The sequence below is a fragment of the Arthrobacter liuii genome, from assembly GCF_014639275.1.
In the GTDB taxonomy this organism is placed as follows: Bacteria; Actinomycetota; Actinomycetes; order Actinomycetales; family Micrococcaceae; genus Arthrobacter; species Arthrobacter liuii.
Map to the genome: position 1 here is coordinate 35761 of NZ_BMFW01000014.1, position 23686 is coordinate 59446.

General features: G+C 66.3%; 21 protein-coding genes. 9 read left to right on the forward strand and 12 right to left on the reverse strand.

Features of this window, described 5'->3' with window-relative positions; genetic code table 11:
• Positions 1–63: 63 nt before the first annotated feature.
• On the forward strand, positions 64–279 hold the full coding sequence (locus tag IEW19_RS14140; RefSeq protein ID WP_188572256.1) for a helix-turn-helix domain-containing protein: 216 nt from the start codon (positions 64–66) through the stop codon (positions 277–279).
• Between the two features lie 5 nt (positions 280–284).
• On the opposite strand, the gene IEW19_RS14145 is transcribed toward IEW19_RS14140, so the two are convergent.
• On the reverse strand, positions 285–854 hold the full coding sequence (locus tag IEW19_RS14145) for a hypothetical protein (protein WP_188572257.1): 570 nt from the start codon (positions 852–854) through the stop codon (positions 285–287).
• Between the two features lie 138 nt (positions 855–992).
• Here IEW19_RS14145 and IEW19_RS14150 point away from each other — a divergent pair, with 138 nt between their 5' ends.
• Both IEW19_RS14150 and IEW19_RS14155 read left to right on the forward strand, forming a co-directional pair.
• The gene (locus tag IEW19_RS14150; RefSeq protein WP_188572258.1) at positions 993–1880 is read left to right on the forward strand and encodes a LysM peptidoglycan-binding domain-containing protein; all 888 of its coding nucleotides are present in this window, start codon (positions 993–995) and stop codon (positions 1878–1880) included.
• 167 nt (positions 1881–2047) lie between these two features.
• A complete protein-coding gene (locus tag IEW19_RS14155) occupies positions 2048–2548 on the forward strand; it encodes an Rv3235 family protein (RefSeq protein WP_188572259.1) in 501 nt (166 codons plus the stop codon).
• A 119-nt stretch (positions 2549–2667) separates the two neighbouring features.
• Here the strand turns inward: IEW19_RS14155 and secA are convergent, their stop codons facing one another.
• The 7 genes from secA to mtrA all read right to left on the reverse strand — a co-directional run bounded on the left by secA (position 2668) and on the right by mtrA (position 12926).
• A complete protein-coding gene (secA, locus tag IEW19_RS14160; RefSeq protein ID WP_188572260.1) occupies positions 2668–5409 on the reverse strand; it encodes a preprotein translocase subunit SecA in 2742 nt (913 codons plus the stop codon).
• Positions 5410–5507: 98 nt separating this feature from the next.
• Positions 5508–6719: a winged helix-turn-helix domain-containing protein gene (locus IEW19_RS14165; protein WP_188572261.1), complete on the reverse strand. Its 1212-nt coding sequence runs from the start codon at positions 6717–6719 to the stop codon at positions 5508–5510.
• A gap of 33 nt (positions 6720–6752) precedes the next feature.
• Positions 6753–7478, reverse strand: a complete 726-nt coding sequence (gene hpf, locus IEW19_RS14170; RefSeq protein ID WP_188572262.1) for a ribosome hibernation-promoting factor, HPF/YfiA family — start codon at positions 7476–7478, stop codon at positions 6753–6755.
• Between the two features lie 144 nt (positions 7479–7622).
• Positions 7623–8510 (reverse strand): ComF family protein, encoded by an 888-nt coding sequence (locus IEW19_RS14175; protein WP_188572263.1) that lies wholly within the window; start codon positions 8508–8510, stop codon positions 7623–7625.
• 126 nt (positions 8511–8636) lie between these two features.
• Positions 8637–10352, reverse strand: coding sequence for an LpqB family beta-propeller domain-containing protein (locus tag IEW19_RS14180; protein WP_188572264.1), 1716 nt, complete (start codon positions 10350–10352; stop codon positions 8637–8639).
• Entirely contained in the window at positions 10349–12121 is a 1773-nt protein-coding gene (mtrB, locus tag IEW19_RS14185) for an MtrAB system histidine kinase MtrB (RefSeq protein ID WP_229748485.1), read from the reverse strand. The genes IEW19_RS14180 and mtrB overlap by 4 nt, the downstream gene beginning before the upstream one ends.
• A 130-nt stretch (positions 12122–12251) precedes the next feature.
• Positions 12252–12926 (reverse strand): MtrAB system response regulator MtrA, encoded by a 675-nt coding sequence (gene mtrA, locus IEW19_RS14190; protein ID WP_188572266.1) that lies wholly within the window; start codon positions 12924–12926, stop codon positions 12252–12254.
• A 176-nt stretch (positions 12927–13102) separates the two neighbouring features.
• Here mtrA and IEW19_RS14195 point away from each other — a divergent pair, with 176 nt between their 5' ends.
• The 6 genes from IEW19_RS14195 to IEW19_RS14220 all read left to right on the forward strand — a co-directional run bounded on the left by IEW19_RS14195 (position 13103) and on the right by IEW19_RS14220 (position 19343).
• Positions 13103–14419 (forward strand): DUF7847 domain-containing protein, encoded by a 1317-nt coding sequence (locus tag IEW19_RS14195; protein WP_229748482.1) that lies wholly within the window; start codon positions 13103–13105, stop codon positions 14417–14419.
• On the forward strand, positions 14409–15047 hold the full coding sequence (locus tag IEW19_RS14200; protein ID WP_188572267.1) for a DUF4129 domain-containing protein: 639 nt from the start codon (positions 14409–14411) through the stop codon (positions 15045–15047). The genes IEW19_RS14195 and IEW19_RS14200 overlap by 11 nt, the downstream gene beginning before the upstream one ends.
• Positions 15044–16180, forward strand: a complete 1137-nt coding sequence (locus tag IEW19_RS14205) for a DUF4350 domain-containing protein (protein ID WP_229748483.1) — start codon at positions 15044–15046, stop codon at positions 16178–16180. The genes IEW19_RS14200 and IEW19_RS14205 overlap by 4 nt, the downstream gene beginning before the upstream one ends.
• A gap of 79 nt (positions 16181–16259) precedes the next feature.
• Positions 16260–17273, forward strand: a complete 1014-nt coding sequence (locus IEW19_RS14210; protein WP_188572268.1) for an AAA family ATPase — start codon at positions 16260–16262, stop codon at positions 17271–17273.
• On the forward strand, positions 17273–18565 hold the full coding sequence (locus IEW19_RS14215; protein ID WP_188572269.1) for a DUF58 domain-containing protein: 1293 nt from the start codon (positions 17273–17275) through the stop codon (positions 18563–18565). Before IEW19_RS14210 ends, IEW19_RS14215 begins: the two co-directional genes overlap by 1 nt.
• A 46-nt stretch (positions 18566–18611) precedes the next feature.
• Positions 18612–19343 carry a DUF4166 domain-containing protein gene (locus IEW19_RS14220; protein WP_188572270.1) on the forward strand — a complete coding sequence of 244 codons (732 nt, stop codon included), beginning with the start codon at positions 18612–18614 and terminating at the stop codon, positions 19341–19343.
• A 3-nt stretch (positions 19344–19346) separates the two neighbouring features.
• Here the strand turns inward: IEW19_RS14220 and IEW19_RS14225 are convergent, their stop codons facing one another.
• The 4 genes from IEW19_RS14225 to IEW19_RS14240 form a co-directional block, all read right to left on the reverse strand.
• Positions 19347–20339: a uroporphyrinogen decarboxylase/cobalamine-independent methonine synthase family protein gene (locus IEW19_RS14225; protein ID WP_188572307.1), complete on the reverse strand. Its 993-nt coding sequence runs from the start codon at positions 20337–20339 to the stop codon at positions 19347–19349.
• 89 nt (positions 20340–20428) lie between these two features.
• Entirely contained in the window at positions 20429–20836 is a 408-nt protein-coding gene (locus IEW19_RS14230; RefSeq protein WP_188572271.1) for a chorismate mutase, read from the reverse strand.
• A gap of 100 nt (positions 20837–20936) precedes the next feature.
• Positions 20937–22652 carry an ABC transporter ATP-binding protein gene (locus IEW19_RS14235; RefSeq protein WP_188572272.1) on the reverse strand — a complete coding sequence of 572 codons (1716 nt, stop codon included), beginning with the start codon at positions 22650–22652 and terminating at the stop codon, positions 20937–20939.
• On the reverse strand, positions 22649–23686 hold the full coding sequence (locus tag IEW19_RS14240) for an ABC transporter permease (protein ID WP_188572273.1): 1038 nt from the start codon (positions 23684–23686) through the stop codon (positions 22649–22651). The genes IEW19_RS14235 and IEW19_RS14240 overlap by 4 nt, the downstream gene beginning before the upstream one ends.

A 23686-nucleotide genomic window follows, 5' to 3' on the forward strand; every position in this document is an offset into this window, starting at 1 on the left:
CCAAACGTGGGCAATCTGTGGAAAACGGGCACAAACTGCGCCATGTGATGGCAAAATGGTTTTATGCCAAGGTTCCTCACTCTCGCGGACGTCGCTGAGCAGCTCCAAATCAACTCCCCTGCCGCGTACGCCTTGGTCCGCAGCGGTGAGCTGAAGGCCATCCAAGTGGGCGGCCGCGGGCAATGGCGTGTTGAAGAGAAGATGCTGGAGCAGTACATCGAGGAACGCTATGCCGAAGCCAGCCGCGTGATCCAGGAATCACGCTCCAAGTCCGTTTGACGCTGTTAGGTTCCGCCGGCTTTGTGCGACCTGATCAGCGCCAGCGCAGAGAACGGGATGGCTGAAACCTGGCCAACGCTTTGGCTCCTCCGCACCTCGCCGGGAACAACAGCAGCCAGGTCAATATAGTCCCTGCCAACACGGTCGATGACGCCGACCAAGCGTGCCGTTCCGGTTCGGCCGCCGATCGTCACCGAGAGCTCGGCCCGGTCGCGGGCGAGGCCCCTCAGGGCATGGGAAAGTCCGATGGACCGGCGGACCACTGAATTCTCGGCCCACGCATGCCTGCCCAGGCCGACGTAGCGTGCAACGGCCGTATAAGGAATAAGCACCTGGTGCCGATCTTCGTCCAGGACCAGCGCATCAGCTCCTGCGTGCGTCAGTTCCCCGTGCGCTGATTCGCCGCACAGGAGGTGGACGCCGATCCGGTATCCGACGACGGCGCGAAGCCTGTGTTCGAGCGGCAGGTTCACCATCTCGACCCGTGTCCGCTCATTGACCTCGGTGTTTAAGGCCAGCCGGTCGGCCTCCGCGAGTTGGCTTTCCATGTCGTTGAAGAGTGCATCCCAGCGCATTCCGCAAGCGTAGGGTTCCTTGTCCGGCCCGTCAACGCGCCATCTTTTTCATTCCAACGTCTGGACAAACGACCGAAGAGCAGTTCAAATTGATTCAATACGCATCAAACCGCATCAAACAACATCAAAGGTGGCATAATGAGATACTCCGGCGAGAAGCAATGGGCCGATGCCGCCATGGTGCTGGCCTTGCTGGTGCTTGGCATCTTGCTCACCCTGCTCGGAGCGGGCCTGATGGCACAGTGGCAGGAGTCAGCTGCCCGTCACCAGGACTCCTCGGTAGAGGCCATCCTGGCGGCGGTCGCGACGGCAGCCGGCACCGGCCTTCTGCTCTGGTGGGTTCTTTCCTTCCTGGGCGCGGGAGCGTCCGTCCTCTTGGATCGCGTGGGACGGCGCCGGGCTGCGTCGGCCGCACGAAGGCTCTCACCGGCGTTCATGCAGCGGGCGGTGGTTGCGGCACTTTCGATACAGCTGGTCACAGGGGCCGCGGCAAATGCCGTGATGCCCGCGCCCGGACCAGAGTGGACGCCAACCCAGGGGCATTCCTCGTCGGCTCCGTCCTTCCCAGCCACTCCCGACGACGCTCCGACGCCCTACGCGACCGAAACTCGACGCGGCATGCAGGTGCCACGCCAACTGGTTCCGGCCGAAGAACCATCAGCCAGCCGTGTTGGCCCGTCGCCGGCCTGGAGCCCCACCACCCAGCCATCCGCCACGGCGCTCAATCCCGGATGGCAGCCTGCTGGCCTTGTGGTGGAGCCCGGCCTGCTGGCCGCACCGGGAACCAGGGCCATGGCCGGTCCGCAGCAGGTTACCCCGGCAAAGGGCAGCCAAGCAGGGGCAGTGACCGTACTCGCTGGCGACACGCTGTGGGACATCGTATCGGCCCACTTGGGGCCGGAAGCATCGGACGTGGACATAGCCCTCGAATGGCCGCGGTGGTATGCAGCGAACCGCGAACTGATCGGCGGGAGCCCAGATGTCCTGCTTCCGGGCCAGATCCTCCAGGCACCCACAGCACCCTAGCTGCCGTCGTTTGCTTGCCGGACCGTCCATCCGGTCCTGCTCACCCGCACGCCCAACCGAAATCCCAGCCCACTGATGGGCCACCACACCGGACCTGCCCGATCAGGTTGTCCAAAGTGCCCGGCCTGCCCATAAGACCACCAGCCATTCGAAGCAAGGGGAACCCAATGACCGCAGTGACACCTATCCGGGCCGTCGAAGGGCCGGCTGCCGATACCAGGAACGGCGGGAGGGCGCTCGGGCAGACCCCGTCAGCGACAACGCCGTCGACGCCCGCGGGGTACTCTGCCGGCCCACCCTCCCTGCGACCGGTGGATGAGGCCGCGGAAGTCAGGGCCATCACCCGCGGGACTGTGCAGGCTTCCATGGAGGTCCTCGCCGGAATCCGTCCCATCCACCAGTTGGCACGGCGCTTGGATCCACGGTGCCTGGCGGCGCTGCAGCACCGGGCAGCGCTGATCAGGCGCGAGCTTACGAGGACGGGCAATCCTGCATTGGCCCGGCTGCATCGGAATTCGATGGTCCGCTCCGTACGGGTATGTGAGGTGGCCGACGGAATCTATGAGGCCAGCGCAGTGGTGGTGGATGATGTACGGGCTCGTGCCGTTGCCGTCCGTCTTGAGCACAGCAAGCAGGTCTGGCGGATAGTTGAACTGGTCATCGGCTGACCCTTTGGAAATGCCGGTGCGGGCGAAAGATACAAACGTAGCGCAATGCGAAACAGGGCAGGGACGGATCCGTCCCTGCCCTGTTTCACCGCCGCTGGCGGCCGTTCACAGTCGTGCTGCTACCGCTTCTTCTTCTTTGCAGGACGTTTGGCCGCATCCTGGGCAGCTGCCTTCGCAGGGTTGCCGGAGCGTCCGCCTCCCGACCGGGTTTCCACCCGGGTCTGGGTTCCACCGCTCTCACTGGGAGCCGTATACTGCAGCTGCGCCGGCCTCTCGGGGGCTTCAAGTCCAGCGGCGTGAACCTGCGGGTCCACGTGCTCGGTGTGGCCGCCGGCAGCATCCGGCACCACGACGTCCTGGGCCGGGGTTACCTCCACCTCGAGGTTGAAGAGGAACCCGACGCTTTCCTCCCGGATGGCTTCCATCATGCTTTGGAACATGGCGAAACCTTCGCGTTGGTACTCCACCAGAGGATCGCGCTGTGCCATTGCGCGCAGGCCAATGCCCTCCTTGAGGTAATCCATCTCGTAGAGGTGTTCCTGCCACTTGCGGCCGATGACGGAAAGGACCACACGGCGCTCGAGCTCCCGCATGCTCTCGGAACCGATTACCTCCTCACGGGCCTGGTACACCAAGCGGGCGTCGGAGAGAATTTCCTCCTTCAGCAGTTCCACCGTAACCTTGGACTTGCCGCCCGCCTCGTCGATGATGTCTTCGGCCGTCACGCTGACAGGGTAAAGCGTCTTGAGGTTTGTCCACAGCTGGTGGAAGTCCCAGTCGTCGCCGTTCCCTTCTGCGGTTGCGGCGTCAATCAGCGCCGTGATGGTGTCCTCCACGAAGAACTGCACCTTCTCGTGGAGGTCGTCGCCTTCAAGGATGCGCCGGCGGTCACTATAGATCGCTTCGCGCTGGCGGTTGAGGACGTCGTCGTACTTCAGGACATTCTTGCGCTGCTCGGCGTTTCGGCCTTCCACCTGTCCCTGGGCGGAGGCGATGGCCCGCGACACAAGCTTTGATTCCAGCGCGACGTCGTCCGGGACGGAGCTGTTCATCAGCCGTTCCGCGGCTCCCGAGTTGAAGAGCCGCATAAGGTCATCCGTGAGCGACAGGTAGAACCGGGATTCGCCAGGGTCGCCCTGGCGTCCAGACCGGCCGCGGAGCTGGTTGTCGATGCGGCGTGACTCGTGGCGTTCGGTGCCCAGGACGTAGAGGCCACCGAAGTCCAGGACTTCCTCGTGTTCATCCTTCACGGACTGTTTGGCTGCTTCGAGCGCCGCGGGCCAGGCGGCTTCGTACTGTTCGGAGTTTTCCTCCGGATCCAGTCCGCGCTTGGCGAGTTCAGCGACTGCCGTGAACTCGGCATTGCCGCCCAGCATGATGTCAGTGCCGCGGCCGGCCATGTTGGTGGCCACGGTGACAGCGCCCTTCCGGCCCGCCTGGGCAACGATGGCAGCTTCCCGGGCATGGTTCTTGGCGTTTAGGACCTCGTGGCGGATGCCTTCCTTGGCGAGCAGCTTGGACAGGTACTCGCTCTTCTCCACGCTGGTGGTGCCCACGAGGACGGGCTGGCCTTTTTCGTGCCGTTCGGCGATATCGCGCACCACGGCGTCGAACTTCACAACCTCGTTCTTGAACACGAGGTCCGACTGGTCGATCCGCTGCATGTCCCGGTTGGTGGGGATGGCCACGACGCCCAGCTTGTAGGTGCTCATGAACTCGGCGGCCTCGGTCTCGGCGGTACCGGTCATTCCGGAAAGCTTGCCGTACATGCGGAAGTAGTTCTGCAGCGTCACGGTGGCCAGGGTCTGGTTTTCCGCCTTGATCTCGACGCTTTCCTTGGCCTCGATCGCCTGGTGCATGCCTTCGTTATAGCGCCGGCCCGCCAGGATGCGGCCGGTGTGCTCGTCAACGATCAGCACTTCGCCGTCCAGGATGACGTAGTCCTTGTCCCGTTTGAACAGTTCCTTGGCCTTGATGGCATTGTTCAGGAACCCGATCAGCGGGGTGTTCGCGGATTCGTACAGGTTGGAGATGCCAAGGTAGTCCTCGACCTTTTCGATCCCGCTCTCCAGCACGCCCACCGTGCGCTTCTTTTCGTCGACCTCGTAGTCCTTCTCGGGCTGCAGCCGGAGCACCACTTTGGCGAATTCGCTGTACCAGCGGTTGGTGTCCCCCTGCGCCGGGCCGGAGATGATCAGCGGGGTGCGCGCCTCATCGATAAGGATGGAGTCAACTTCGTCGACGATGGCAAAGTGATGGCCGCGCTGGACCAGTTCGGTCCGGTCCCAGGCCATGTTGTCGCGCAGGTAGTCGAACCCAAACTCGTTGTTGGTTCCGTAAGTGATGTCCGCGGCATACTGCTGGCGGCGCACGGCCGGATCCTGGTTTGCGAGGATGACGCCGCTGGTCAGGCCAAGGAAGCGGTAGACGCGGCCCATGAGCTCGGACTGGTATTCGGCCAGGTAGTCGTTGACGGTGACCACGTGGACGCCCTTGCCGGTGAGGGCATTCAGGTAGGCGGGAGCGGTCGCCACCAGGGTCTTGCCTTCACCGGTTTTCATTTCAGCGATGTTGCCCAGGTGCAGCGCGGCGCCGCCCATCAGCTGGACGTCGAAGTGGCGCATCCCCAAGGTGCGGGAGGAAGCTTCGCGCACGGCGGCGAAGGCCTCCGGAAGCAGGTCGTCGAGCTTTTCGCCGTCCCCGTGGCGTTCGCGGAGGCGGTCGGTCTCCTCACGCAGCTCGGCGTCGGTAAAGGTCTTGAATGAATCTTCGAGGGCGTTGATTGAATCGGCATAGTTCCGCAGCTGCCGGAGTGTTTTCTTGTCACCCGTGCGGAGAATTTTTTCGATAAGTGATGCCACGTGAAGATGCTCCCAGTCTGAACCGCCGAATTCTGGCGTGTTCAGTCTACGGGAGAGACACGCGGCCGTTGCCCCTTTTCCCTGAGAGCGGATCCTCCTCAAAGGCGTGACAGCTCCCGCCCCAGCCCCGCAGCGAGGTCCCCTGCCGGCCCCACTTCCACATCTGGCAGGCCCAGCCATTGGCCCATCAGCTTCAGCTCGGAAGCGAGTTCGACCGCGGTATCCGCCGGTGCGTCCGGCTCGGCAAAGGCGGATCTCACCAGCAGCCGGCCACCGGTCCGGTCCGCCTTCAAGTCAACGCGGGCAACGATCCTGTCCCGCAGCAGGAAAGGCAGGACGTAGTAGCCGTAACGCCGTTTAGGCTCCGGGGTGTAGATCTCGATCCTGTAGTGGAAGCCGAACAGTTCCCACAGGCGCCGGCGTTCAAAGACCAGGGAATCGAACGGGCTCAACAGCGCTCGGCCGGTGGCACGCCGTGGGAGTGCCGCTTCGACGTGCCGGAAGACCTCCCGCCCCCATCCCGACACACTGACGGGTTCCAACCTGCCTTGCTCCACCAGGTGCTCAACGGCCAGCGCAGTTGCCTTGACGGGAGTCCGGAAGTAGTCGGCGAAGCAGCGGATGCTTCCAATCCCGTGCGCCTGGGCGGCCGCGTCTGTCAGCCGGTGGAGCGCAGTTGTGGAATCCATTTCCCGTCCCGCCGGGGCCGGGTACGGGAGCACCTTGGAGGTCAGCGTGTACCTGCGCTCGAATTGGCCGGTCCTAGAGGCCGCCGACACCAGCCCTTCTTCGAAGAGGTGTTCCAGGACCCGTTTCACGGCGTTCCAGTTCCACCCCCAGTTGGCCGTCTGCTTTTCCTCGACATGGCCAAGCCGGGCAGTGAGCTCCGTGGCCGTCATCGGCCTGGCCCGGGCGAGGACCGCCAGGATCCTGGCCGCCACGTCATTGCGCAGTTCGGGGTCCAGTCGGGAAGCGCCCACCCAGGCCCGCTTTTGCCACAGAAGCAGGTCCTGGTAATGCTCGGGCCGGATGTAGCTGGCTTCGTGCGCCCAGTACTCCAGCATGCGGCGGGGGTGGCTGCCGGACATGCGCTGCAGGATGTCCCGGTCGTAATCGCCAAGGCGTGAATAGAAGGGCAGGAAGTGGCTTCGGACCAGGACGTTCACGGAATCGATCTGGACGAGCTGGAGACGGGCAAAAGTACGGCCCACCGCCCGTGCTGTCACGGGGCCGGTGGGCCGTCCTTTGTGGAGTCCCTGCGCTGCCAGTGCGACCCGCCGTGCCTGGTCGAGGCTCAGCGTTGCCGGCAAGTCAGTCCTCTCAGGTGTTGGTTTGTTCCTGCTCTAGGCGTTGGCGGCCGCGTCGTCGGAGCGGTAGGCAAGAACTTTCTCCTCCACGACGGTGTCCCCCGGCTCGCATTCGTGGTCCAGGGTGATGACGCCGTAGGTCCAGCCGCGGCGGCGATAGACGACGGACGGCGTGTTGGTCGCCTTGTCCACGAAGAGGTAGAAGTCGTGTCCGACGAGCTCCATATTGTCTACGGCATCGTCGAGGGAGAGGGACGCAGCGGGAAAGACCTTGCGCCGGATCAGCACCGGCGACTTTCCGGCCGGGATGTCGTTGTCCACATCGTAAGGCGATTTTTCTTCCGGGGCCTGCGCGCTTTCGCTGCGGTGGTTGGCCTCAAGGTACAGCGGTTCGTGGGCGCTGGCTGGTTCGAGTGAGGCAGTCGCCTCGCGGACAGCCTTGGGCGTGTGGCGTCCGTGGTGGACCTTCTTGCGGTCCTTGGCCCGCCGGAGCCGTTCAAGCAGTTTGTTGTAAGCGAGGTCAAAGGCGGCAAATTTGTCTGCGGCGCTCGCTTCGGCACGGATTACGGGTCCCCGGCCCAGGACGGTCACCTCAACTGTCAACTGGTCGCCGGTTTGCCGGGCATTGGTCTCCTTGGAGACTTTGGCGTCAACCCGCTGGACCTTGTCGCCCAGCGATTCGATCTTTGCGATCTTCTCCCCGGCGTATTCGCGGAACCGGTCTGAAACTGTCAGATTTCGTCCGCTGATCATAAACTCCATGGTGCCCTCCAAATGACTTCGGTGACACGACGGCGGCACTTCCCTGGGCCGGGCTGTCTGACAGTCGAGCCCCTCTCCGAGCCGCCATCGAAAGGTACATTCTGTTCTTGGTACCCACCACCGACGTTAGTTCATAGCCACCTGTTATTCATCCTTTCCCGGTTTATTTTTTTCTAAGTCATGATCACTTCCATGAGTTGGAGAGGCGGGGGCTCCGGGGCCCCCGGCAGCGGGTGGGCGTGTCGCCGCAAGCACGACGGCGCCCCTCACCTGGGCGCCGGCCAGGTGCAGTGCACGGGCTGCCTCCCCAATGGTGTAGCCGGTTGTCAGGACGTCGTCAATGATGATGCAGGCCCGGCCTGCGACCTTTGCCCGGGCCCCGGATTTGACCTGCATGGATCCCCGGACGCGCTGAGAGCGGGCTCCCCTGCCCAGGCCTTTCTGGCCACCCGGGCCGTTGTGCCCCAGCAGCGGGCCGGGCGCGGAAGTCTTGGCCAGAACATCCGCAACCGTGAGGCCCTGAAGCTGCGGTGCCGCCTCTTTCAGGAGCACGTGGACCGGGCTGAACCCCCGGTTCACGTAGGCCGCTGTGCTGGTTGGTACCGGGATCAGCAGGATCCCGGTACCCTCATGGGCTGCTGCCCTGACAGCTGCCCCCAGTGCGCGGCCCAGGCTCCTGCCGAGCTGATGCTGGCCGTGTCGCTTGAACGACAACAAGCCCTGCGCCAGCTCGTCGCGGTACACCCCGGCTGCCACAACGGGCAGCATGACGGTTCCGGCCACATCCATCAGGGCCGGGGCTCCGCTTTCCGCCCTGAAGGGTCGCCTGGTGAGGTGGCGGATGCGGCTGCCGCAGGATGGGCACAGGGTCCGGTCTTCCGCTCCGCAGCAGATGCAATCCACCGGCACCGCCAAGGCGAGAAGGTCGCCCGCGGCGCCGGCCAACCAGTCAATAAGGCGCAGGAGGGCGGCGGCGTGTTCAGCCCGATGCAGCGCCGCCCGGGGCGGGGGCGGTTGAAGATCCGGGTCCATTCCCCGGCTCTCCCGATGGCCCCAACCACCAGCAGCGTTTCCGTGTGATAAACCTTTCACAGTCCCACTATCACTCAGCCCCGGCGGCACCTGCAGGTCGGATCGGGGCTATGTGGATAGCCGGGGTCAGCCCGGGAACGCAGGATCGATGGGGCCCTTGATTTGGGGGGACCAGCCGTTGCCGAGTCGCTGGAAGATGCCCTCGCCCGACTGGACGTAGATGTCGTCCGCACCATTTCCGGCGCTGATGGCGACCAGGCCCGGCCAGGGAGCCAACTGCTGCGGTTGCCCGGATGTGAGGGACAGCAGTTCCGGCGTGACATTCGCAGCGGCCGCCCCCTTCATGACGGCAACGGTGGTGCCGTTCACCCAGACCCCCTGATCGGGATCGCCCGCAGTCACCAGGGTGATGGGCGGGGTCAGTTCGCGCGGCGTGCCGTCACCGGCACGGATGACACCCGTCACCTGTACCTTGGACTTCCCGTTCTGTTCGGATATGACCAGGGCGCGCACACCGTCGCGTGAAATGCGGAATTCCTTCACCGTGCGCCCGGCCAGCCACGCGGGTGCCAGGTTCACGGACGGGACAGGTGCGCCCTCCGCCACCCCTGTGGGGTGGAACGCCGCCACTTCGGTGGAACCGGTGGCACCGGGCCCGGCCGTCCACACCCAGTCGTTGGCACTGAAGGAGGGCCCGCTGAGGGTGCTTCTGGTGGTCAGGGCGCGGGCGGGCTGCCCGGGACTGATGCTGTACAGGGTGGTACGGCCCTCATTGAGGAACGCGGCAGTCTGCGACACCGGCGATTCCGCGGGGTACCGGGGGTTGAGCGCGGAGACCGACTGCATATCCGGCAGCGGGGAGACGCGGTTGTTTTCATAGCGCACCAGTTCGTTGCCGCTGACGGCGATCTGGCGCGACGGCACGGTTTTGTCCAACACCGGAGGAAGAACGGACCCGTTGTCCTCCACCCGGACCAGGTCCTGGTTGGCGCGCAGTTCAACATTGACCACATCCGGCTGGCTGCGGAATGTCAGGGTCAGCTGCATCTGCATGCGGAGCCGGTCCTCCGAGGATGTTTCGGTCAGCTCCTTTGCCGTCAGATCCACCTGCGCGGCCCCGGATACCACCGGCACGGATTCGCGGGCCAGCTTGATCCCGGAGGGGAAAGCGCTGACGACGGCGCCGCGCAGGTAGGGAGCGGGGCCGGCCAGCAGCGCGCTGGTCATGGCTTTGACGGTCTTGTTCTTCAGGAACCACCGGACGTCGGGGATGGCGTACGTGAAGGTGGGGTCGTAGAAGTAGATGGGGTAGGCGCCGTAGATTACCTTGAACGTTTCCTCCGCGATGGCGGTCCCGTCCGGGATGGCGGAGATCCTCCACTCCCCGTCCACCTGAGTCAGGGTAACGGGAATCCGTTCCACTGTTCCCGGTGGCGACTGGGTGGCGATGCCGTCCGCGTCCACGGTGTAGGAGACATCCAGCTCATAGTTGAAGACGTTGTCTGTGCCGGTGGGGACAACACGGGCCTCCCTGTACACCAGAGAGCGCTTGTCCGGTTTCCAGGACACGGCCGATGCCTGCGTCAGGTACTGGCGGGCCACCGCGTAGTCGTCTTCATAGCCGCTGCCTGCCCGGTAGAAGTAATCGATGATGGTCTCAGGTGACGCACCTGGCTGCGGTGCTGCCGGAAGAAACACGGGTGCGCTGACGTTGCCGGCGCTGCTTTCGCTGCTTTTGCCCACCGGGCCGGATGTGGGGATCCGGGCGCAGCCCGACAGGAAGACGATCAGCAGTGCAAGCAGTGCCGCGGGGTACTTGGCGTGGCGCACATCGGCCCTCATGGTTTCTCCTCGGGCGCACGCACCGGAGCAGGCTTGGCCGCACCAGTCTCCAGCAGCAGCATGTTTTTGTGGTCCTGTTCTGCCGGAATGCTCCCCGGGGCCCCCTGGATGGTGGAATCCTTGGGTTCCAGCTGCACGGGCGAGTCCGTGATTTCGCCATCCTTGCGCAACGGAAGGGTCAGGCGAAAGTTGGCGCCGTCGCCTTTCCTGCCCCACGCCTGCAGCCAGCCGTGGTGCAGCTTTGTATCCTCCATGGCGATGGACAGCCCCAGGCCGCTGCCTCCCGTGGTGCGTGCGCGGGCAGGATCGGCGCGCCAGAACCTGTCAAAGACACGGGCAGCCTGTGCCTGGTCCATTCCAATCCCGTGGTCCCGGACAGCAACGCCCGCGGCCGTTCCATTTGCCGCGACCGTGACCGTCACCGGTTTGCCCTCACCGTGCTCCACTGCGTTCAGGATCAGGTTCCGCAGAATCCTGTCAATCCTCCGGGCATCCATTTCCACGATCAGGGCACCTTCCGGGGCCGTGTAAATGATCTCGGAGCCGTACTCCGCGGCCACCGGCGCCGCACCTTCGATGGCGTGGGCGATCACCTGGAGGAGGTCCTCGGGCTCTGCATCCAGCACTGCCACGCCTGCATCGAACCGGCTAATTTCGAGCAGGTCGGAGAGGAGGGACTGGAACCGCTCCACCTGGTTGTACAGCAGCTCTGCAGACCGCTTGTTGATGGGGTCGAAGTCGTCACGGGCCTCATACAGCACCTCTGCTGCCATGCGGACCGTGGTCAGCGGCGTCCGCAGCTCGTGCGAGACGTCGGAGACAAAGCGTTGCTGCATCTGCGAGAGCGTGGCCAGTTTGGTGATCTGCTCCTGGAGGCTGGCGGCCATGTGGTTGAAGGAGGCGCCAAGGCGGGCCACTTCGTCCTCACCCCTTACCACCATGCGTTCCTGCAGCTGCCCGGCCGCCAGCTTCTCCGACACCATGGCGGCGTGGCTCACCGGGCTCACCACGTTGCGGGTCACGTACCAGGCCACGGCACCGATCAGGAGGACCAGCACTGCGCCGCCCGCCCACAGGACACTCTGGATCTCATTCAGCGTCTGCTGCGCTGAGTTCAGGTCATAGATCAGGTACAGCTCGTAGACGGTGCCGTTGAAGGTCACTTTGTTTCCGACGGCGATACCCGGCCGGTCCTCGGTGCCTACGGGAATAACGGTGGAGGCCCAGTACTGGTCCTTCCCCGACTGCTGGACGGCCTTGCGCAGCTCAGGGGGAATGACACTGACCGTCAACTGGTCGGAGGCCCGCGATTCCACCCAGCGGTTCCGGGGCTTGGTCTGCTCCGGCATGGCCTCGAAGACATAACGGCGCTGGATCACGGAGCCGCGGCCCTCCACCGCGTTCAGGGTGTCGTAGACCAGGGTGATGACGCTGGACTGGTCGGTGACCTGGGCGCCGTCGAACGTCTCCTGGACCTGCTTGACGTTGTAGCGGGTCTCCGACTCCGCCTGCGTCAGCCGCTCCTGGAACAGGTTGTGGGCTATCTGGTTGGACAGGTAGGCGCCGACGACAGCGAACGAGGTGACGGCAAGCATCAAAGTGGTGAGGACGGTACGGAACTGCAGGGACCGTCGCCAGCGCTGCTGCAGCGCCCGGCCAAGGTACCTCAGGCCCGGAAGGAACCGGCGGACACCCGTCCGGACGAGCCTGGCCACGCGCAACGCCACGATCAGGGCACGCCGCTGCCAGATCCGTGCCCGGAAAGCCATGTGCCGAAGACCGGGAGTCGCAGGGTTGCCAGTACCGGACCCGCCCTGGGCGGTGCTGTCCTGGCTCAGGCTGGTTTCCGCGGTGTGCGGGGTTGCGCGCTGATCCGGTTCACCGTCCTGCGCGGCGGGTTCAGACCCCTGCTTTGTAGCCGACACCACGCACCGTCAATACAACTTCCGGAGCTTCCGGGTCCTGCTCGATCTTGGACCGCAGGCGCTGGACGTGGACGTTGACCAGACGGGTGTCGGCGGCGTGGCGGTAGCCCCAGACCTGCTCCAGCAGCAGTTCCCGGGTGAAAACCTGCCACGGCTTGCGCGCCAGCGCCACCAGCAGGTCGAACTCCAGCGGTGTCAGGGAGATCCGCTCACTGCCCCTGCTGACGGTGTGCCCGGCGACGTCGATGGTGATGTCAGCGATGCGAAGGGTTTCGGGGGCCTTCTGGTCCCCGGGACGAAGGCGGGCGCGGACGCGTGCAACAAGTTCGGCAGGCTTGAACGGTTTTGGCACATAGTCGTCGGCACCGGATTCCAGTCCGCGGACCACGTCGGAGGTATCGGACTTGGCAGTCAGCATGACGATGGGCACGTCGGACTCGCCGCGGACCTGCCGGCAGACCTCGATGCCATCCATGCCGGGAAGCATGAGGTCGAGCAGGACCAGATCCGGGCGCGATGACCGGAAAACGTCGAGGGCCTGGGCGCCATCGGCACAAAAGACCGGCTCGAAGCCGTCATTACGGAGGACAATTCCAATCATCTCGGCCAGCGCTTCGTCATCATCTACCACCAGAATGCGTGCCTTCATAGCTATATATTCCCTTATCGGGATGGGTTTGTCCTGTTGAGCGGCTTCCGGCATGGCGGGCCACTAGGCCGTCCGACGCCGGAACTATAGTCTTGGGGTCATGTCCTGCGTTGCCAGTGCGCGCTTTTTGGCGAACGGCGCGCGGGGCAGGCGGACTGATATGGGGGAGGAAATCAGTGTCACCACAGGAGTCAGGTCCCGGGGATCCCACGCAGGGGTGGCCGGGCGATGGACACGACGACGGCGGGTCCGCCCCGGCGGGTGGCCGCGGCACGGTGCCGCCTGCTTGGGAGCAGCCGTGGGCACCCCCGCAGCAGCCGCAGTGGCAACCGCGTCCCGGACAGTACCCGAACGGCGACCAGTATCCCAACCCCCAGTACCCCGGCGGCACTTACCCCGGCGCTTCCTACGGTGCCTCCCCCTATGGCCAGCCCCGCTACGCAGCCCCGCCCAAACCGGGCATCATTCCGTTGCGCCCACTGATGTTCGGGGAGGTCCTGGACGGTTCCTTCCAGGCCATCAGGCGCAACGGCAAGGCGATGCTCGGCGCCGGCGTCCTGGCACAGTCGCTGTCGGCCATCCTCGCGGCAGTGCTCACAGGGGTGCTCGCCACCTCGTCCGGGTCCATCGAAACCTGGGCGGAGACGGCGAGCAGCGGGGACATCGCCTCCCTGGGGATCGGGCTGATGGCCAGCTTTGCCCTGCTGTCCATCCTGTCGGTGTTCATGTCCGCTGTCCTCCAAGGCGCCATGGTGGTCCCCGTGGCCCGCTCCGTCCTGAACCGGCCCACCGGCTTCCGCCGGATGCTGTCGCTGGCGCGGCCAAGGATCGGAGCGCTGATCAGGCTCGCGGCGCTGCTCGTTGCCGCAGCACTGGCCGCGGTGATGCTTTTCTTCGTACTCATCGTGCTCCTGTTCTCCAACGTCCGCGGCACCGCCGCACTGCTGGTCATCCCCCTAATGATGGGCTTCGGCGCCGCATTCCTCTGGGTGGCGATCAAGCTCATGGTGGCCCCTGCCGCCGTCGTCATCGAAGAACTGGGCGCCTTTGCCGGGCTCCGCCGCTCCTGGGAACTGACCCGGGCCAATTGGTGGCGCATCCTTGGCATCACCCTGCTGGTGGGGATCCTGGTGGCTGTCATCACCCAGGTAGTCCTGATCCCTGCAGGCATCCTGCCCAGGGTCCTGTCGGACGTTGTGTCACCGCACGGCGGCAGTGGACGGGATGCGGGGCTGGCCGTAGCCATAGGCATCATCACCGCGGTAGTCGGAGCCCTTGTGGGCGCGGTTGGCTACGCCTTCCAGACCTCTGTCATGGCGCTGCTTTATATGGACCTGCGGATGCGCAGGGACGGACTGGACATCGCCCTCCTGCGCCAGCTGGAGACCGGCGCTGATCCTGACGGCATCCCGGGCAGGGGCATCCAGGGTGCAGGCAGCACCCCCTACCCCGGATACGGAACGGCGCCGGGGGCATGGCCGTATGGCCGCTGAACCCCCGGTGCTGCCCGGCGCGGACCAGGCCCGGCGTTGGGCGGCGGAGGAGCTGGCCAAACCCGAGTACCGTGAGGCCGCCCCATCCTGGCTGGACACCCTCTGGCGGAACTTCCTGGACTGGCTGCAGTCCCTGGACGCCTCCCCCGCGGGCAATGCGCCGGTACCGAGCCTAGTCATAGTCCTCGTCATTGCCGCCATCATCGCAGCCGCAGTCATCCTTGCCCGCCCCCGCCTGAACGCCCGGGCCCGGCAGGCAAGCGACGTGTTCGAAAGGGAAACCATCCTCGCGGCCGCGGACTACCGGGACCGCGCGGAAGCGGCGGCCGCGGCCGGAAAGTGGGGGGACGCCGTCGTCGACCGCTTCCGCGCGGTGGTCCGCAGCGCTGAGGGCCGCACCATCCTTGACCCGCAGCCGGGCCGGACAGCGGACGAGGCAGCGCAGGCATTGTCCGTGCCTTTCAACATGGAATCGCGGCGACTGGCCCGCGCGGCGGCCACCTTTGACGCCATCCGCTACGGGAACAGGGCAGCAGGGAGCGCGGATTACCAGGAAATGGCGGGGCTTGATGCCACGCTGGACGCCATGCGGCCGGCCCCCGCCCGCAGCACGGCGCCGCTGCCATGACCGGGTTCCCCACCGCCGGCACGGAGCAGCGAAGCCCCGCACAAGAGCCGGCGCCGGCCATCGGACCCGCGCCGGCAGGATGGAAGTTCCTGGGCGGCACATTGATGGGCTGGCTGCGGCGGCACCGTGGCCTGACCGCAGCTGCAGTGGTTGTCGCAGCCGCGCTGGCGCTGGTCATCGGTACGCAACTCGCTCCCAAGGGCGACACCGTTCCCCTCTCCGTCCACAATGCCGGTCCGCAGGGGGCCAAGGCATTGGGTGAAATCCTCGGCCGGCACGGAGTTTCCGTCCACACCCCGGACCGGTTCGAAGCCGCGCTGGACGACCTGCGCTCCGGCACCTCCCCCACGCTCCTGCTCTACGACAGGAACGGCATCCTGGGCGGGCCGCAGCTGGCCGGCCTGATGGCGGCCGCTGACCGCGTGGTGGTGGTCTCCCCCAGGCTGGAAACCCTCTCCGCCCTTGACAGCAGCATCCACCAGGCTGGCGTCGTTCCCGACGGCTTTCCGGTCCTGGACCCCGGCTGTGCCCAGCCGGACGCGGAAGGAGCGGGACAGGTCACTGGCAAAGGGGGATTTGTGTACGACGGCGGCACCTCCTGCTACCGCGCAGCAGGAACCGCCGGGATGCTTGCCGTCAGCCGTGACGGCCGGCTGGCTGTGTTGGGCAGCACGGCAGTCCTGGGCAACTACAAACTGGATGAACTGGGAAACGCCGGCCTGGCTATCAGGATGCTTGGCGCGTCGCCGGACCTTGTCTGGTACCTGCCCTCGCTTGAGGACGCAGCAGCAAGCGGTTCCGGGAAAACCCTCGACGACCTTGCACCGGACTGGGCCCGCTTCCTGGGCCCCTGGCTGCTCCTGGTGGCGCTGGCTGCCGTGGTGTGGCGGGGCCGCCGCCATGGCCCGCTGGTATTCGAGCCGTTGCCGGTAGTGGTCAAGGCTGTGGAGACGGCCGAGGGACGCGCCCGTCTCTACCAGGACTCGCGTGCCATCGGCCAGGCCCGGGACAACCTGCGGGCCGGGCTGCTGGTAGAAGGCTCCGGCTGGGCCCCGGCGCCACCGCCGAGGACACGATTGCGGCCGCAGCCCGGCTGCTCGGCAGGGATCCCGCCGACGTCCGTGCGCTCCTGAACGAACAGCCCAAAACCGAAGCCCGCCTGGTGGCCTGGTCCCAGGCCCTGGACAAACTGGAAAAAGAGGTCGTGACCCGATGAGTGAACAGAGCAGTGGCCCTGGGGTCCTTAACCCGATGGACTCCAACAGTCCCCTGGATGACGACGGCGCACGGCAGGCCCTGCTTGCCGTCCGCCGCGAGGTGGCAAAGGCGGTGGTGGGACAGGACGCCACCGTCACGGGCCTCCTGATTGCCCTGCTTTCACAAGGGCATGTGCTGCTGGAAGGCGTCCCCGGCGTTGCCAAGACCCTGCTGGTCCGGGCACTGTCCTCCGCACTGAGCCTGGACACCAAGCGGATGCAGTTCACCCCCGACCTCATGCCGGGCGACGTCACCGGCTCGCTGGTCTACGACTCGCACACTTCCGGGTTCAGCTTCCGGGAAGGACCGGTCTTCACCAACCTCCTGTTGGCCGACGAGATCAACCGGACCCCTCCAAAGACCCAGGCGTCACTCCTGGAGGCCATGGAAGAGCGGCAAGTGTCCGTGGACGGGGTATCCAGGCAACTGCCCGCGCCGTTCCTGGTGGCGGCTACCCAGAATCCGGTGGAGTACGAAGGGACCTATCCCCTGCCCGAGGCACAGCTGGACCGGTTCCTGCTCAAGCTGACCATGCCGCTGCCCGAGCGCCGGGACGAAATTGAGGTGATCCGCCGCCACGCGGCCGGGTTCGATCCCCGGGACCTGGCAGCAGCCGGCGTCCGCGCCGTTGCCGGCGCCGAGGACCTGGACCGGGCCCGGGAAGCAGTGACCCGGGTGGCGGTGGAACCGGAAATCATTGGCTACATCGTTGACCTGGTGCGCGCCACCCGGGCAGCCCCTTCATTCCAGCTTGGCGTCTCACCGCGCGGCGCCACGGCCCTGCTGAATACCTCCAGGTCCTGGGCGTGGCTCTCGGGCCGCCCTTTTGTCACCCCTGACGACGTCAAGGTGCTGGCCCTGCCCTGCCTGCGGCACCGGGTGGCGCTGCAGCCTGAAGCCCAGATGGACGGGGTCCGGGTGGACGATGTCCTGGGCGGCATCCTGGCGTCCGTCCCCGTTCCGCGCTGATGGCCGTCTCGGGGCGCTTCGTGGCGGTGGTGCTGCTGGGCCTGGTGCCAGTGCTGGTGTTTCCGGGATGGCCGACCGTACTGGTTACCGCCGCTTTACTCATGGCCCTGCTGGGCGCAGACCTGCTCTTTGCCGGATCCCTTCGGCAGGTCACTGTGGTGCGTGCGGAACCGGCGAACGTGGCGCTCAATAACGCGGCGGAGGCCATGCTCACTGTCCGCAACGGTGGTACCCGTCTGCTCCGTGGATCCTTGAGGGATGGATGGCAGCCCTCGGCCGGGGCGCAGAATCCCGTCCAGGATGTTGACGTCCCGGCCGGCGAGAGCAGGCGGTTCGGGGTCAGGCTCCGGCCGGTCCGGCGGGGAGACCTCGCTGCACCACACGTGACGATCCGCTCCTTTGGTCCACTCGGCCTGGCAGCCCGCCAGCGGACCATCCCGTGCCCCGGTTCGGTGCGGGTGCTGCCGCCCTTCCATTCCCGGCGACACCTGCCGTCAAAGCTGCGGAAGCTGCGCGAACTCGACGGGAAGGCCGCCGTCCAGGTCCGTGGCGCCGGCACCGAGTTCGATTCCCTGCGGGACTATGTCCGCGGTGACGACGTGCGGTCCATCGACTGGCGCGCAACGGCGCGGCGCTCCGCCGTCGTGGTCCGGACCTGGCGTCCGGAACGGGACCGGCGGGTGGTGATGGTCCTCGATACGTCCCGCACCTCCGCGGCGAGGATCGGCGACGAAACCCGCCTGGACACGGGGATCGAGGCTGCGCTGCTGTTGGGCATCCTGGCCGAACGGGGTGGCGACCGGGTGGACTTCGTGGCCTTCGACCGAAGGACGCGGGCGCGGGCCGCTTCCGCCGGCCAGGGCAATATCCTGGGCCGGCTGGTCCAGGCCATGGCTCCCCTCGAGGCCGAGCTGATCGAGATGGACTGGCCCGCCCTCCCGGCGCAGGTCCGCTCCGTTTCGGCGCACCGGTCCCTCGTGGTGCTGCTGACGTCGCTGGACAGCGGGGCGCCGGAGGAGGGCCTGCTGCCCGTGGCGGAACGGCTGGCCAGCCAGCACGTCGTGGTGGTGGCGGCCGTCCGCGACCCCCAGCTGGGCGACATGCTCCGGGACCGCCACGATGCCACCGGAGTGTTCCGCGCGGCTGCGGCTGAACGCGCCCTCCTGCAGCGTGCGGCGGTCACTGCCGAGCTGCGCCGCTACGGAGTGGAGGTGGTGGACGCTGAGCCCCTTGAGCTGCCGCCCCGGCTCGCGGACATGTACATCCGGCTCAAGGCTGCCGGTAGATTGTGAACCCGGAAGCAGTCAGCGCCGCCACAGGCAACAGGAGGTCCACTTCATGAGCGTCCCGATCTACCAGCAGGCCCTTGGCCCCGGGTTCCTGCGGCTGCAGCCCGAACTCCAGGAGTACTTTTCGCTGGCGCCGGGATCCGGACAGTACGGCGTGGGGGAAGGAACGTTCGACGTCGTGGGGTGCCGCCAGCAGTGGCTGCGGCCTCTGCTGCGGCTCACCGGAGGCGAAGAGGCTTTCTTCCCCGAGTACGGCGAGAACATCCCGTTCCGGATCGAAAACCACGCCCACCAGGATCCGTTCGGCCGGTCCAGCCTCACCGCCCGTCGCGAGATCCGCTTCCCGGAGCGCAGCCGGCTGTTCCAGGACACCACCAGCGCCACCACCCGTGGCGGTTCCACCCAGCTGGTGGACTACGTGGGACGGTACCGGCGCCTGGTGACGGACCTGAACCTGGACGTCACCGCTGAAGGAAGGCTGCGCGGCGTATCGGAGGCGTCGCGGCTCTTCCTGGGCCCCCTCCGGGTGCCGCTTCCGGCAGCCCTGGACGCCAAGGCCTACGCCGAACAGTGGTGGGACCCAGCCGAAGGCAGCAACGGACGGCACCGCATCCAGGTGAAGGTCATCCAGCCGCAGATCGGGCTGGTCCTGGTGTACGCGGGGGCCTTCGACTACCGGCTGCGCCCCTACAGCGGCGGTAGTTCCGCCCAGAGCGGTAGTTCCGCCCAGAGCTTCCTTCCCCGCTACGCTCAACCCGACCGCTGGGAGAACAGGGTTTAGCGGCTACCCCAGCGCCTGCTGGTTCAGGCCGTCGGCCACCTGGGTCAGCCTGCCCAGGACAGCGGTGGCCTGCGCGGGGGTGCAACCGGCCAGTCCTGCTGAGGGGGCCACCCGGACGGCGCCGAGCAGCGAAGGCGGCAGGCCCAGCTGGCGCCAGGGACGCCACACGGACTCCACGCAATCGGCAACCCTGGGCAGCGGGCCGCCTGAGGGAACGTTGAGGGCACCGGCCCAGAACTGTTTTCCAGCCTCGACGGCTCCTGCCACCTGCTCCCACTGGCGGTTGGTCAACGCCTTCAACGGCAAGGCAATGCCGTCCGCCCCTGCAGCCAGGGCCAGCTCGATCGGGGCCTCTATTTCGGGGAACGCCACCACAACCTCAGTTGCACCGGCTTCCCGCAGGGCGTCCAGGACCAGGCGCCATGCCTCACGGGCTTCTGATACCGCCACTGCGCGGAGGGTGCGGTAACCGCTCGCTGTGGGTATGGTTCCGCCGAGCACAGCTGCGACGGCAGGCTCATCCACCTGCACCACCAGGCGGGCGCCCGGAACGGCCGCGGCCGCACGGTTGAGATAGCCGCCCACGCCAGCGGCGAGGGAGGCGGTCAGGTCCCGGCGGGCGCCGTAGTCCAGCAGGACCCGCTCCCCGTTGTGCAGATGCAGCCCGGCGGCAAGGCTGAGCGGTCCCACCAGCTGCACCTTGAGTCCACCGGCCGATACGTCTTCTGCCCCGGCCACATCGGCAAGGACATTCAAATCGGTGGAGAGTGCTGCCGCTGCGCGCCGCATGTCCTTGCCGGGCCTGTCCACCAGCCGCCACCCGTGGGGCTGGACGTCCACGGCAAGTTCCTCCAGGAGGGAGGCCGTGCGCCCCAGGGCGTCGGAACCAACGCCGCGGTCCGGCAGTTCAGCCAGGAAGGGAAGGTGCGGGCTGCCGAGTTCGCCGCGGATGATCCGGGCGGCTTCGAGCGGATCATCACCTGGCCACGGACCCAGGGCGGTGGCTGTGACTTCCTTGGCTGTGGCTTCGTTGGAAGGGGCAGCGGCCGGAACCGGGCCGGACCCCGGTTGGTGCTGTTCCCGGCTCACGCCAGCGCGGAGGTCTGCGGCTGCTGGCCGGACGCAGCCTGGTGGTCCTCCGCGATGGCCTCGTGGTGGCGGATCACCTCACCGATGATGAAGTTGAGGAATTTCTCCGCGAACGCCGGATCGAGGTGGGCGTCCTCGGCAAGGCGGCGCAGCCGGGCGATCTGGGCGGCTTCGCGTCCGGGGTCGCCGGCAGGCAGCCGGTGGGCTGCCTTCAGGAAGCCCACCTTTTGCGTGGCCTTGAAGCGCTCGGCAAGGAGGTACACCAGGGTGGCGTCGATGTTGTCGATGCTGGAACGGATCGACAACAGTTCAGCCATCACCGAATCGTCCACGTGGCCTGCAAGCGAGCTGGCGGATGGATCGAAATCGTCGGAGCCAGGAGAGCTGGGGGTGTGCTGCGTCATGGCTCCAGTCTATGGGAGCCGATGGAATCAACGCGGGTGTGAAGCGCCGGTGCCGGCTGTCTGACGGCACCGGCGCTGTCCGCTGCGGGATCCTGCCGGGTCAGATGCCCAGGAGCGCCCGGTGCTCCTCCCGGCGTTTGGCCTGTTCGGCAGGGTCCGGCACTGGCAGGGAGGCGATCAGCCGGCGCGTGTAGTCATGCTGGGGGTTGCCCATGACCTGGCTGCCGATCCCCTGCTCCACCAGTTTGCCCTTGTACAGCACGCCCACCCAGGAGGACAGGATGTCCACCACCGCCAGGTCGTGGCTGATGAAGAGGCAGCCAAAGCCGAACTCTTCCTGGATGTCCCTGAACAGCTCCAGGACCTTCGCCTGCACCGAAACGTCGAGGGCCGACGTCGGCTCATCCGCTATCAGCAGCCGGGGATTCAGGCTCAGGGCCCGCGCCAGCGATGCCCGCTGCCGCTGGCCGCCGGATAGTTCATGGGGGTACCGTCCCGCATACGACGCCGGCAGCTGGACTGATTCCAACAGCTCACCGACGCGCTTGCGCGCCTGGGCATCGCTGGGCCGGGTGTGGATGAGCATGGGTTCAGCGATGCACTCCCCAATGGTCAGCTGCGGGTTGAACGAGGCGGCCGGGTCCTGGAACACAAACCCGATGTCCTTGCGGAGCGGCTTGAAGGAGCGTTCGCGAAGGTTCAGCATCTCGTAGCCCAGCACCTTGAGGCTGCCGCCGGTGGTCCTGTTGAGCCCGGCGATGGCACGGCCGATGGTCGTTTTCCCGGATCCCGATTCCCCCACCAGGCCAAACACCTCACCCCTGGACAGGGTGAAGCTGACCCCGTCCACGGCTTTGAAGGCGGGCGTCCCCAGCCGTCCCGGATACTCGATCTCCAGGTTGTTGGCAGCCACCAGGACTTCCTCATCCTGGTGGCGTCGTTCGGTAAGTCCCGCCGACGCCGAGTTGCGGCCCAGGTGCGGCACGGCGGCCAGGAGGTTGCGGGTGTAGTCCTGGCGGGGTTCAGCGAACAGCGTCTTCGCCGGAGCTTCCTCAACGATGTCGCCCTGGTACATGACCACCACGCGGTCTGCCAGGTCCGCCACCACGCCCATATTGTGCGTGATGAGCACGATTGACGTGCCGTACTTGTCCCGGAGGTCCCGGAGGAGCTCCAGGATTTCCGCCTGTACGGTGACGTCCAGGGCCGTGGTGGGTTCATCCGCCACGATGAGGCCGGGATTCAGGGCGAGGGCGGCTGCGATCACCACGCGTTGCTTCTGGCCGCCCGAAAATTGGTGCGGGTAGTAGTTGACGCGGTGTTCGGGGTCCGGAATGCCCACTTTCCCAAGCGCCTCGATGGCCCGGGCCTTGGCTTCCTTTGCGGTTACGCGGCCTCTGCCGTTCGCTCCGGCGTGGGCGCGGATGCCCTCGGCGATCTGCCACCCGACAGTGAACACGGGGTTCAAGGCGGTGGACGGCTCCTGGAACACCATGGCGACATCCCGGCCGCGGATCTGGCGCAGCTGGCCCGGATTGAGGCTGATGACATTGGCCCCGTTGATCAGCACCGCGCCTGAACTCGTGGCAGTTTCCGGGAGCAGGCCCAGGATCGTCTTGGCGGTGACCGTCTTGCCCGAGCCGGACTCCCCCACGATGGCCAGCACCTCGCCGGTCTTGACGTCAAGGCTTACGTCCTTGACGGCGCGGACGTCGCCGCCGTCTGTGGCGAAGGTGACCTGCAGGTGGTCGATGTCGAGGACGGTTTTACGGTCCTTGTCCTGGTGGTCCGAAACTGAACCTGGGTTTTCTGTCACGGGTTGCTCAATTCTGTTTCAGTGCCGGGTCCATCAGCGGCGGGTTCAGTGGCAGCGGGTCCGGCAGGGACCGCCTTGCGGCTGGTCCGCCTGCGCCCGCGGAGGCGCGGATCATTCAGGTCGTTGATGCTTTCGCCTACCAGCGTCAGCCCGAGGACTGTCCACACGATGGCGAGGCCCGGGAACAGCCCGGTCCACCAGATCCCAGAGGTGACGTCTGCGAGCGCCTTGTTCAGGTCGAAACCCCATTCCGCGGCTGAACTCGGCTCGATGCCGAAGCCCAGGAAGCCCAACCCCGCCAGCGTCAGGATGGCCTCCGACGCGTTAAGGGTGAAAATCAGCGGGAGGGTGCGGGTGGCGTTGCGGAAGATGTGACGGCTCATGATCCGGACATTGGATGCGCCCACTACCTTGGCCGACTCAACGAAGGGTTCTGCCTTGAGCCTTATGGTCTCGGCCCTGATCACGCGGAAGTACTGCGGGATGAACACCACAGTGATGGAGGCGGCGGCGGCCAGGATCCCGCCCAGCAGGCTGGACTGGCCACCGCTGATGACGATGGCAATGACAATGGCCAGCAACAGCGAGGGGAACGCGTAGATCGCATCTGCCACCACTACCAGGACGCGGTCCAGCCACCCGCCGATGTACCCACTGACCAGGCCGAGGATAACGCCTGCGAAGATGGAGAGGACTACTGCCACGATGATGACCATCAGTGCCGTCTGGGTTCCCCAGATCACGCGTGACAGGACGTCGTAGCCGCCCACGGTGGTGCCCAGGAGGTGCTTGCCGCCGGGGGCCTGCTGGGTGGGGAAACTGCCGTCGGCGTCCGACAGTTGCGCGAAGCCGTAGGGGGCCAGCAGCGGTGCGGCCAGCGCCGTCAGCAGGAAGATGCCGGTCAGGACCAGGCCCACCACCAGCATGAAGCGCTGGAGGCCGACGCTTTTGTTGAAGTGGGAGACAACCGGCAGCCGCCGGACGAAGGAGGCCCGCGGATTGGTGACGGGTTCCAGGGTGGTTTCGGCGGTCAT